The following is a 10,584-nucleotide window of genomic DNA, read 5'->3' as shown; positions in this document are numbered from 1 at the left end:
GCGGATTGCTACCCTGCGATAGATGAAACGCGCACTGCTGGCGCTCCTCTACCTTTCGTTGTCCGCGGCGCACGCACAAACAGCGCGCCGTCCGAAGCTGGTTCTGACCATAGTGGTCGATCAATTCCGCTACGACTACCTGACCCGCTTTCGCGCGGATTACAACGGCGGATTCGCCACGCTGATGAACAAGGGCGCGTTCTTCACGGATGCGCGGTACCCGCAGTTCCCCACCGTGACGGCAGTCGGGCACAGCATGATCATGACCGGGGCGACCCCGTCGGTTAGCGGCATCGTTGGGAACGCATGGTATGACCGCGACGACAAGCGCGTCGTCACCAGCGTTTGCGATTCCGCTGTCACGGTTGTCGGCGCCTCGCACCCGGCGGTCAGCCCAACGGCCGACTGCACCGACGCCAACCCCAGCTCTCCACGCCGTTTACTGGTCGACACCATCGGCGACGAGTTGAAGATCGCCAGCCCGGATACTCGCATTATTGGCGTGTCGCTAAAAGGGCGCAGCGCCATCCTGCCCGCCGGTCATCTGGCCACCGGCGCTTACTGGTTCGACGATTCCGGCGTCTTCGTCACCAGCTCGTACTACTGCAGCGAGCTACCGAAATGGGCGGCGGATTACAACAAGGCCAACCCCACGCACGAATTCGAAGGCAAAGAATGGATGGGCATCCAGTTCGAATCCGGGGCCAAACTCATTCACCAGATTCCCGCCAGCCCGTGGGGAAACGAACTGATTGAATCGTTTGCCGAAGCGGCCATCGAAGGCGAGAAACTGGGACAGCGCAACGCTACCGATCTGCTGGCGGTCAGCTTCTCGTCCAACGATTACGTCGGCCATCAGTTCGGCCCGGACGATCCGCACGTGCATGACATGGCCCTGCGCACCGATCATCTGCTCGACCGCCTGTTCCACTTCATCGATGCGCGCGGGATCGGGATGGCGAACACGCTGGTTGTTCTTTCCGCGGATCACGGTGTCGCCCCGTTGCCCGAAACCAACAAGTCCCGGATGCCGGGCGGCCGTATCTCCGCCGGCGAGATCACGGGCGCGCTCGAGGCCGCGCTCACCGGGCGCTTCGGACCCGGCGACTGGCTAATCAAGAAGCCGATCGAGTACGTCATCTATCTAAACCACGATCTAATTCGCGAGCATAAGCTCGATCCCGCTGAAGTCAATCGTGTCGCGGCCGAAGCGCTCTCCACACGCCCGGACATCTTCCGCGTCTATACCCGCGAGCAATTAGCGAACGGCGTCACCGGCGACCGCATCGCTCAGGCGATGACCGACGGGTACTTCCCGCGGCGGAGCGGCGACCTTTTCGTCCTACTCGATCCCTACTGGCTGCCCGGCGCAACAGGCACCACCCACGGCACGCCATTCAGCTACGACAACCACGTGCCGTTGATCTTCATGGGGCCGGGCATTCGGCCGGGCCGTTACCATGAGAGTGTCGCGATTACCGACGTCGCTCCTACATTGGCCGATCTGCTGGAGGTCGAAACTCCGTCCGGCTCCGTCGGCCGCGTTTTGAGTGAGATGGTCGGCGACAATCATTAAGAAGAAAGAGAAACTAGAAAAGCTATGAAACTCCGTCCTTTGCATGACCGCGTCGTTGTGAAACGTCTCGACGAAGCTGAATCGAAAATGGGCAGCATCATCATCCCGGATAGCGCCAAGGAAAAACCACAGCAAGGCGAAGTCGTCGCTGTCGGCGCGGGCAAGCGCGACGAGCGCGGCGAACGCGTCTCCCCCGAAGTGAAAGCCGGCGACCGCATCCTGTTCGGCAAGTACTCCGGCGCCGAAACCAAGGTCGACGGTCAGGATTACATCATCTTCCGCGAGGACGAGATTCTCGGCGTTCTGGAATAGTAGCCCGTGGTAGATACCGCCCGCTCACGCGCGGACGCTCCCTCCCGGTCGGGCTCGGAGTGGAGCTGTACGGTGCCTTTTGATGTTTGGTTGTGAACCGAAGGGTCATGCCGAACTTAGTAGATTCAGTACCGTTACCGAGCCGCGACGGCGACGGAGCGGTTATTCCGCGGGCTGTAGGTGTTCTAGGCCGCAGTCGCCGTGATACCGTAATATTCAAACCGAAAAGGGAGTGAACAGAAGAATGCTTCGAATGTGGGCCGCGCGTGCCGGCCTGTTTGTGCTGGTGCTTGCGTCCGCGGTTTCCGCGCAGGCCCAGCTGAAGGTCGGAATTGTGGACATGCGGCGAGCCATACTCGAAAGCGCCGAGATCAAGAAGATCTCCGCCGAGATGGAGGCGAAGTACAAGCCCCGCCAGGATGAAGGGCAGCGCATGGCCAAGCAGCTGCAAGATATCCAGACGCAGATCCAGAACGGACAAGGCAAGCTCTCGCAAAGCGCTCTGACCGAGCTACAAACGCAGGGGCAGCGGCGGCAGCGCGATCTGCAGCGGCTCTCGGACGATCTGCAGGCCGACATCGACCGCGACCGCCAGGACATCCTGTCGAAAGCCCAGGCCAACATGCAGGCCGTGGTCAAGAAGATTGCGGAGGACAAGGGTTACGACCTCATCGTCGACGTGACGAGTACGCTTTACTACAAGACGGCGCTCGATCTAACGAACGACGCGATCACCGCTTACAACGCGGCGCATCCAGCCAAGTAGGGGCCGGGCAGGCGGATCGCATGGCGAGCGGATACCTCGAAGAATACGGAGCGGGCGAGGAACAACGTGGGAATCTCATCCGCAACTCGATCCTGATCGGGCTCGGCGTCATCATCGCCGCGCTGTTCCTGTGGTTCCTCTTTCGCTACTATCACGAAACCACCCTCACCAAGCACTTTCTGAACGCCCTGAAAGCCAAGGATTACACCGCGGCGTACACGGCGTGGGGCTGCACCTCGACCCACACGTGCGCCGATTACACCATGGCCAAGTTCATGGAAGACTGGGGACCGCAGAGTAAAGGCGCGGCGAACCAAACGCTGAAAATTACCGACACCGAACGCTGCGGCAACGGCGTGATCGTCTCGGTGGACGTCGCGCCGGGCCGCGAGGACAAGCTGTTCGTCGAAAAAGGAAGCGACGCCCTCAGCTTCTCGCCGGTCGCGACTTGCCCCGGAAAAGGTCCATGGACGATCATGCTGCACCGCACGCTGGGGCGGGTTCGAACGATCTTGTACTAGCGGCCCTATCAAAAGATTTTCTGATTCGCATAAACTGGGGTTGCGATGAGTTCGACTACTACGACGTCCGGCGCCGGCCTCGAGGGTGTAATCGCCGGTGAATCCGAAATCTGTTACATCGATGGTTACGAGGGAATCCTCAGCTATCGCGGCTACAACATCCATACGCTGGCCGAGAAGGCCACGTTCGAAGAGGTCATCTACCTTCTTTGGAACGGTGTGCTTCCTAACCAGAGCCAGCTTGCGGAGTTGAAACGCCAGCTTTCCTCCAGCGGCTCGATCGCGCCTCAAGTCGTCGAGTTCCTGCGCAGCAATCCCAAGGCGCTGCCCATGGATGTGCTTCGGACCGCGGTATCGATGCTCAGCCTTTACGATCCGCAGTCGCGCGATATGTCGCCTGAAGCGAACACCGCGAAGGCGGTCCGGTTGATGGCGCAAACTCCAGTAATCGTCGCCGGCTACGAAAGGCTGCGCAGCGGCAAAGAACTGATCCCGACCGATCCGTCGCTCGGATTCGCCGCTAACTTCCTGAATATGCTGACCGGCCATAAGCCGGACGACGTGATGGAGCGCGCGTTCGATGTCGCGCTGATCCTGCACGCCGATCATGAGCTGAACGCGTCGACATTTGCCGCGCGCGTAACCGCCGCGACGCTGTCCGACATCCATTCCGCGATCACTTCGGCCATCGGCGCTTTAAAAGGTCCGCTGCATGGAGGCGCGAACGAGGATGTGATCCGCATGCTGCTCCAGGTGGGCGATCCGGATAAGGCCGTGGAGCGAGTCCATCAGATGTTGAACAACAAGGTCAAAATTCCAGGATTCGGACATCGCGTGTATCGCACCGAAGATCCGCGCGCGACGCATCTGCGCGTGCTGTCGGAGGAGCTTGGCAAACGCACGGGACACGAGAAGCTGTTCCTGATGTCGCAGCGCGTGGAAGAAACCGTGAAAGGCGAGAAGAAGTTGAATCCTAATGTCGATTTCTACTCGGCCAGCACGTATTACTCGCTGGGCATTCCGATCGATCTCTTTACCCCGATCTTCGCCGTCAGCCGCATGTCCGGTTGGACCGCGCATGTGCTCGAGCAATACCGCAACAATCGCCTGATTCGCCCGCGCGCCGAATACAAGGGCAATCCCGACGGGATGAAGTGGATTCCCATGGCGGAAAGGCAGTAACCGACCGTTGGCTTTGCAGGAGCGCGATTTCTATACCGAGTCGCCGACCACCAAACCGGCTGACCTGAACTGCCCGTATTGCCGCACCGTCGACTCCTATCAGTTGAAGTGGCTGGTGCGCAAGAAGAAGGACCGCATCCCGGGGGGCGCCGATGAGCGCGACCGCGCCAAGTTCGCCAAGGCGCAGAGCTACATGCTCTTGCTGGACGACAAGGTTGCCTGTAAGAATGTCCGCTGCCGGAAGCCGTTCGATGTCTCGGGCATAAACTCCGTCGCGTTCATCTAGACCGCTCATGCTGCTCGCGCTCGAATCCGTGCGGAAGCGATTCGGCGGGGTCACCGCGTTAAGCGACGGCAACCTATCGGTTGAAGCGGGTCAGGTCCACCTGCTCATGGGTGAGAACGGCGCCGGTAAGTCGACGCTGATGAAGATTGTCGCCGGGATGATTCCCCGCGATGAGGGCCGGATGTTGTGGCGTGGGCAGGAAGTCTTCCCCCGCTCGCCGTCCGATGCTTCGGCGCTGGGGATCGCGATGGTGCATCAGGAGTCGCTGCTCTGCCCGCACCTCACCGTCGCCGAGAACATCTTCCTCGGCCGTGAGCCGGTGATCGTCTCGCGTCGCCAGATGGTCGAGCACGCCGCCCGTCTGATCCGGGAGTATGGGTTCCCTCTCGCGGCGGAGGACCGCGTCGACCGGCTAAGTCCCGCGGGGAAGCAGATGGTGGAGATCTGCCGGGCGGTCCACAACGGATCGAGCTTGTTGATCTTCGATGAGCCGACCTCGTCCCTGTCGCTGGATGAGACGGAGGCCGTGTTCCGCATCGTGCGCGATTTGCGTGAGCGCGGCATGGGCGTGATCTACATTACCCATCGCCTGGATGAGTTGCGCGCGATCGGCGACCGCGTGACCGTGCTGCGCGACGGGGCTACCGTTCATACCAGCCCGCTCAGCGATGTGACGACGGGGCAGATCATTTCGCTGATGGTCGGACGTCCCGTCTCCGCGATCTACTCCCGCGAAGCGCTGACGCCGGGTAAGCCGCTGCTGCAAGTGGAGAAGTTGAACTCGGCGAAAGTTCACGACATCTCGTTCACCCTTCACGCCGGTGAGATTGTCGGAATGGCCGGCTTGATCGGAGCGGGACGCACGGAACTCTGCGAAGCTCTCTTCGGCGTCGACCCTTTGCGCTCCGGCAGCATCCGCGTCGACGGCAGACCCGTCAGTATCCGTTCACCGCAAGACGCCGTTCGCGCCGGGATCGCGCTCGTCAGTGAAGACCGGCAGCGCACCGGACTCGCTTTGCGTCTTCCCATCGGGGCAAACATCGCGATGGCAAATGTTCCGGCGATCTCGCCCGGCGGTGTTCTGAATCTGCGCAAGCAAACCAGCAACGCCGTTCACTTCATCGATAAACTCCGCGTGCGCGCCAGTTCACCGCGCCAACTTGCCGGGCGCCTGAGCGGCGGGAACCAACAGAAGGTCGTCATCGCGAAGTGGCTCTTCCGCGGTGCTCGTATCTTCTTGTTTGACGAACCGACGCGCGGCATCGATATCGGCGCCAAGATCGAAGTCTTCGAAATCATGCATGAACTCGCGCGGTCCGGCGCTGCCATCCTGATGATCAGCTCCGAGATGTCGGAGCTGCTTCAGGTTGCGGACCGCATTCTTGTCATGCGCGCGGGCCGCGTTGCCGGCGAACTTCCCGGCCGCACGACTCAGGAGGAGATCATGCACTTGGCCGCACTCGAGAAAACCGCATGAGGCGCTTTCAGAAGCTGCTTCCGTTTCTCACGCTAATCGTTCTGTTCATCGCGCTGTGGATCGCCTCGCCTTACTTTCTGACACAGACCAATCTCTCGAGCCTGGTTCGTCAGACCGCGGTGATCAACATCATGGCGCTGGGCATGACCATCATCATCATCTCGGGCGGCATCGACCTATCGGTCGGCTCGATCCTCGCGATGGGCGGCTTGGTCGGGACCATGGCAATGGAAAAAGGTCTGCCGATTTGGATCGGCATCGCGATCGGACTCGGTGTCGGCTTCTTATGCGGGCTGCTGAACGGAGTGCTGATCACGCAGCTCCGCATCGCGCCGTTCATCGTCACGTTAGGAACGCTCGGAATTTTCCGCGGATCGACGCTCCTCATCTCGGGCGGACTTCCGGTGCATAACATTCCGGCCGCGTTCTCTTACCTCGGCGGAGGCAACCTGCTCGGCGTCCCTTTTGTTCTTTGGATTCTGATCGCGTGCGCGCTCGCCGTGCATTTCATCCTGGAGCACACGCGGCTTGGGCGCTACGCGTTCGCGATCGGAAGCAATCCCGCCGCCGCGGTTTATGCGGGCATCCCCGTTGCATTCCATACCGTTTCGGTTTACGCGATCGGCGGATTACTTACCGGGCTCGCGGGCATGATCGAGGCGTCGCGCCTGATGACGGGCCAGCCCACCGCGGGCAGCGGCTACGAGCTGCAGGCGATTGCGGCTGTCGTGATCGGTGGAGGCAGCCTGCATGGCGGCGAAGGCAGCGTGGTGGGCACGCTCATCGGCGCGTTCATTATGGGATTGCTGGCGAATGGGAGCGATCTGCTGGGGATTTCGAACTACGTGCAGCAGGTCATCATCGGCGCGGTGATCATACTGGCGGTTGCCGTCGATGAGTTGCGAAAGCGGCGGGCATAAAAAAGGCCCCGATTGCTCGGGGCCGGAGTGACAAACTTGCGTCGGTGTCCTCAGCAGGACACCGGAAAACTACTTGCCCTTTTTCTTCGGGGCGGCTTTCTTCTTGGCGGCGGCTTTCTTGGTTGCGTTCTTCATTTGACTGTTTCTCCATCCATCGAATTTCGTGATCCGAAAATCACGATGTGTCTCATATATAGAGTCGTTCTGAAATAAAGTCAAGAGAAAAGTTATGATCTTAGCGATTCATCATACGGATCACGTTTTATCATGCCCTCATCATGCGTGATTCGAGCGTGCAGCGGTCGAGTGCGAGTCTCATCTGGGCTTCACTTGCGATTTTGTTTTTCGTATTCGCGATGGTGCTGATGATTCAGATTCGCAATCTCAGCCAGGCTCGCGATGTGGATCAGGACCTTCGCGCGGAAGCCATCGCGATCATGACGTCTCCCGATGCGCGAGTCATCTCGAGACCGAAGGCGCTGCTCATCGTGAGTCGCGGACACCGCGTCGTATTGCTTGCGTCCGAGCTTCCGCGTCTCGCGCCGGGCAAGACGTTCGAGCTTTGGTTCACGCCGCAGCCGTCGAAAGGAATCACGTTTGGAGGAACGCCTTCGCACACGGTCCAGATTGTCGCTGCGGCTCCGATGGGCGCGGCAGCGTTGATCGTAACGATTGAGGATGAAGCGGGCGCGAGTTCTCCGACAACGGCGCCGGTGTTGACGATGCCGCTGGAGTAGACCGCTCATACCTCCAATCAACCGATACCCACATACCGAGCCGCGAGGGCAACCGAGCGGTCTTCGCGGACAACCATCAACCCCGCTTATGTCACCATGGCCTTATGGATGCTCCTGATCTTCGCGAGAAAGGCGGACCGCGCGCCGGTGAACCGCAAACCAGCGATCACCGTCTGTTCATGCACCTGCTCGCGTTCGGCGAAGTTCTCTCCACCGACGCACTCATCGATCAACTCAGGTCCGAACAAATCCCGTCGACGCTACTGCTCGATGTGAATGATCCGCGCGGCGTCGGCCTGCTTACCTGGAGCGACGATCCCGACTTCTTCGCCTGCCGCGTCCGTTCCATGCTCGGCCGCGGCGCTTTTTCAGACCTGTTTCCGAAGCCCGAGTACTCCATGCTCGGCCGTTCCTATGCGCTCGGCCACGAACCGAACCTCGAGAACTGGCTCTTCGATACCCCGCGGCAGCGCGTCACCGATCGCGAATGGCCGTGGCAAGTCTGGTATCCGCTGCGACGTAAAGGCGAGTTCGCTAATCTCCCCCCGGACGAACAGCGCGCCATCCTCAGCGAGCACGGCCGCATCGGTCACTCCTTCGGCGAAGCCGGACTCGCACTCGATGTACGCCTCGCCTGCTTCGGCATGGATCGGAACGATAACGACTTCGTCATCGGCCTGATCGGCAAAGAGCTGTTCCCGCTTTCCGCTTGCGTGCAGGCCATGCGCCGGACCAAGCAGACCGCCAACTATATCGAGAAGATGGGCCCGTTCTTTGTGGGCCGCGCGATTTACCAGCGCATCTAAAAGGTCAGGTTGTCCAACACACCTCGCCTCGAACTGCGCAACGTTTCGCGAACGTATCGGATCGACGAGCAGCGCATACCGGCTCTCGATCGCGTATCGCTGATTGCCGAAGCCGGGACCGTAACCGCTCTGCTGGGCCGCAGCGGCTGCGGTAAGTCCACGCTCCTCAATCTTGCCGGCGCGATGGACTTTCCGGACTCGGGCGATGTTCTGATCGACGGCCAGTCTACGTCGGGGCTGAACGAGCGCGAGCTGACCAAGCTGCGCAGGCATCGCATCGGGTTCGTCTTCCAATCCTTCCAACTGCTTCCGACGTTGAGCGCGCTCGAGAACGTCGAACTGCCTTTGCTGATTGCGGGCGAGCGACGCTCCACGGTCATCGCGCGCGAGCGGCTCGACTGGGTGGGACTCGGCGATCGCGGTTCGTCCATGCCGCATCAACTTTCCGGCGGCCAGATGCAGCGCGTCGCCGTGGCACGCGCGCTCGCGCAGCGCCCCGAGATTCTGATCGCGGATGAACCGACGGGCAATCTGGATACGGCAAGCGGCGATCAGGTTTTGGAATTGCTCGCGAAGGCCGCGCGTGATTTCGGAGCGACGGTGCTCCTGGCGACGCATAGCGTGGAAGCGGCCGCGATCGCGAATGTCCGGGTGCGGATGCGCGACGGACGCATCGAAGCGATCGAGCCGGCTTATGTCGGAGCTCGTTAGCGTGTTGCGGCTGTTTCGCACATTGATCCTCCGCCCGCTGCGCAAAGACCTGTTGCGGTCGCTGCTCACCGTGATTGCGGTCGCGCTCGGAGTGGCGGTGGTGATCGCGATCGACCTTGCCGGTTCCGCCGCCGCCGGGTCGTTCGAATCTTCGTTGACGACGGTCGCCGGCAAGACCGATCTCGAAGTGATCGCCAATGGCGGCATCGACGAACCGTGGATCGGGAAGCTCGCCGGTCTGCCGGTGAACGCGCGATTCTCCCCGGAGATGGAAGCGGCCACGAAGATTGCGCCGGCCGGGTTCGTCACGGTGTATGGGATCGACATGGTCGGCGAAGCTTCCGCCGCGAAGAAGGTCGAACCACTGAAAGCCTGCGACGCAGATGCCTCGCCGGCGATCACGACCACGCGCCTGGCCCAACTCCTGCCGCACCGGTTCCTGATCGGCGCTCGCCCGTTCTGCGTGGCCAAGACGATTGAATCGAAGGGCGGCGACTTCATCGTCATCGACATCGCCGATCTGCAGTACGCGCTCAGCCGCTACGGGAAGCTCGACCGCATCGATGTCTTCCTATCGCCCGGCCAATCGATCGAAGCCGCCGAAGCCGCGATGCGGGCGACGCTCCCCGCCGGATACGAGATCTCGCGACCCGGCACGCGCAGCGCGGAGAACCAGAAAATGCTCGGGGCCTTTCGCTGGAATCTGCGCATCCTCAGCTACATCGCGCTCGTCGTCGGCGCGTTCCTCATTTACAACACCATCTCGACCAGCGTGATCCGCCGCCGCGCGGAGATCGGGATCCTGCGCGCGCTGGGTACCAGCCGCAACGCGATCTTCGCGATGTTCCTCGGTGAAGGCGCGTTCATCGGCTTAGTCGGAGCGGCATTGGGCATCCTTGCCGGCCGCTTGCTCGCCATTAGCATGGTCTCGCTGATCTCATCTACAGTCGAGGCGTTGTACGAGAGCAGCAGCCCCGGTCCGGTTCATCTCGGACTGCTGCCGGCGCTCACCGGCCTAAGCGCAGGGCTCGGGATGGCGTTGGTATCGGCATGGGGTCCCGCGCGCGAAGCGATGCAAGTCGCTCCCTCCGAAGCGATGAGCCGCGGGTCGAGGGAAGCGCGGGTCCGCGGACATTCCGGCCGCAACCTGTTGATCGCTATCATCTGCGGCGCCTCCGCGTACGCGATGTCCTTCGCCGGACCGATCGGCGGCAAACCGATCTTCGGCTACGCGGCGAGTCTGCTGAGCGTCGCGTCCGCCGCCGCGATCACGCCGTTCGTCATCGTCCA

12 protein-coding genes are annotated in these 10,584 nt (G+C 61.3%); all 12 read left to right on the top strand.

The genetic code is table 11. From position 1 onward, the window contains the following. Nucleotides 1–22 precede the first annotated feature (22 nt). Nucleotides 23–1,576 (top strand): alkaline phosphatase family protein, encoded by a 1,554-nt coding sequence (locus H1Y01_RS15510; protein ID WP_180541420.1) that lies wholly within the window; start codon nucleotides 23–25, stop codon nucleotides 1,574–1,576. A gap of 24 nt (nucleotides 1,577–1,600) precedes the next feature. Next, nucleotides 1,601–1,888, top strand: a complete 288-nt coding sequence (locus H1Y01_RS15505; RefSeq protein ID WP_180541419.1) for a co-chaperone GroES — start codon at nucleotides 1,601–1,603, stop codon at nucleotides 1,886–1,888. Between the two features lie 253 nt (nucleotides 1,889–2,141). Then, complete coding sequence (locus H1Y01_RS15500) at nucleotides 2,142–2,654, top strand: OmpH family outer membrane protein (RefSeq protein ID WP_180541418.1); 513 nt, start codon at nucleotides 2,142–2,144, stop codon at nucleotides 2,652–2,654. A 20-nt stretch (nucleotides 2,655–2,674) separates the two neighbouring features. After that, the gene (locus tag H1Y01_RS15495) at nucleotides 2,675–3,175 is read left to right on the top strand and encodes a hypothetical protein (RefSeq protein ID WP_180541417.1); all 501 of its coding nucleotides are present in this window, start codon (nucleotides 2,675–2,677) and stop codon (nucleotides 3,173–3,175) included. A 45-nt stretch (nucleotides 3,176–3,220) separates the two neighbouring features. After that, entirely contained in the window at nucleotides 3,221–4,357 is a 1,137-nt protein-coding gene (locus H1Y01_RS15490; RefSeq protein ID WP_180541416.1) for a citrate synthase, read from the top strand. 7 nt (nucleotides 4,358–4,364) lie between these two features. Then, the gene (locus H1Y01_RS15485) at nucleotides 4,365–4,643 is read left to right on the top strand and encodes a hypothetical protein (protein ID WP_219341593.1); all 279 of its coding nucleotides are present in this window, start codon (nucleotides 4,365–4,367) and stop codon (nucleotides 4,641–4,643) included. Nucleotides 4,644–4,650: 7 nt separating this feature from the next. Continuing rightward, nucleotides 4,651–6,120, top strand: a complete 1,470-nt coding sequence (locus tag H1Y01_RS15480; protein WP_180541415.1) for a sugar ABC transporter ATP-binding protein — start codon at nucleotides 4,651–4,653, stop codon at nucleotides 6,118–6,120. Then, the gene (locus tag H1Y01_RS15475) at nucleotides 6,117–7,040 is read left to right on the top strand and encodes an ABC transporter permease (protein ID WP_180541414.1); all 924 of its coding nucleotides are present in this window, start codon (nucleotides 6,117–6,119) and stop codon (nucleotides 7,038–7,040) included. The genes H1Y01_RS15480 and H1Y01_RS15475 overlap by 4 nt, the downstream gene beginning before the upstream one ends. Before the next feature lie 278 nt (nucleotides 7,041–7,318). Further along, complete coding sequence (locus H1Y01_RS15470; RefSeq protein WP_180541413.1) at nucleotides 7,319–7,777, top strand: anti-sigma factor; 459 nt, start codon at nucleotides 7,319–7,321, stop codon at nucleotides 7,775–7,777. A 104-nt stretch (nucleotides 7,778–7,881) separates the two neighbouring features. Next, nucleotides 7,882–8,583 (top strand): chlorite dismutase family protein, encoded by a 702-nt coding sequence (locus H1Y01_RS15465; protein ID WP_180541412.1) that lies wholly within the window; start codon nucleotides 7,882–7,884, stop codon nucleotides 8,581–8,583. A gap of 9 nt (nucleotides 8,584–8,592) precedes the next feature. Further along, nucleotides 8,593–9,294 carry an ABC transporter ATP-binding protein gene (locus tag H1Y01_RS15460; protein WP_180541411.1) on the top strand — a complete coding sequence of 234 codons (702 nt, stop codon included), beginning with the start codon at nucleotides 8,593–8,595 and terminating at the stop codon, nucleotides 9,292–9,294. After that, nucleotides 9,278–10,584 (top strand): ABC transporter permease (locus tag H1Y01_RS15455; RefSeq protein WP_180541410.1); only part of this gene is annotated, 1,307 nt, incomplete at its 3' end. The genes H1Y01_RS15460 and H1Y01_RS15455, both read left to right, overlap by 17 nt.

The sequence above is a fragment of the Nevskia soli genome (genome assembly GCF_903970205.1).
GTDB lineage: Bacteria > Acidobacteriota > Terriglobia > Bryobacterales > Bryobacteraceae > Bog-113.
The sequence above is the reverse complement of the archived record's forward strand: the minus strand, read 5'-3'. Positions and strand labels throughout refer to the sequence as shown.

What these genes read in the sequence shown, in the direction of transcription:
- H1Y01_RS15510 (WP_180541420.1), top strand. Translation starts at nt 23, where the DNA reads ATGAAACGCGCACTGCTGGCGCTCCTCTACCTTTCGTTGTCCGCGGCG.
- H1Y01_RS15505 (WP_180541419.1), top strand. Translation starts at nt 1,601, where the DNA reads ATGAAACTCCGTCCTTTGCATGACCGCGTCGTTGTGAAACGTCTCGAC.
- H1Y01_RS15500 (WP_180541418.1), top strand. Translation starts at nt 2,142, where the DNA reads ATGTGGGCCGCGCGTGCCGGCCTGTTTGTGCTGGTGCTTGCGTCCGCG.
- H1Y01_RS15495 (WP_180541417.1), top strand. Translation starts at nt 2,675, where the DNA reads ATGGCGAGCGGATACCTCGAAGAATACGGAGCGGGCGAGGAACAACGT.
- H1Y01_RS15490 (WP_180541416.1), top strand. Translation starts at nt 3,221, where the DNA reads ATGAGTTCGACTACTACGACGTCCGGCGCCGGCCTCGAGGGTGTAATC.
- H1Y01_RS15480 (WP_180541415.1), top strand. Translation starts at nt 4,651, where the DNA reads ATGCTGCTCGCGCTCGAATCCGTGCGGAAGCGATTCGGCGGGGTCACC.
- H1Y01_RS15475 (WP_180541414.1), top strand. Translation starts at nt 6,117, where the DNA reads ATGAGGCGCTTTCAGAAGCTGCTTCCGTTTCTCACGCTAATCGTTCTG.
- H1Y01_RS15470 (WP_180541413.1), top strand. Translation starts at nt 7,319, where the DNA reads ATGCGTGATTCGAGCGTGCAGCGGTCGAGTGCGAGTCTCATCTGGGCT.
- H1Y01_RS15465 (WP_180541412.1), top strand. Translation starts at nt 7,882, where the DNA reads ATGGATGCTCCTGATCTTCGCGAGAAAGGCGGACCGCGCGCCGGTGAA.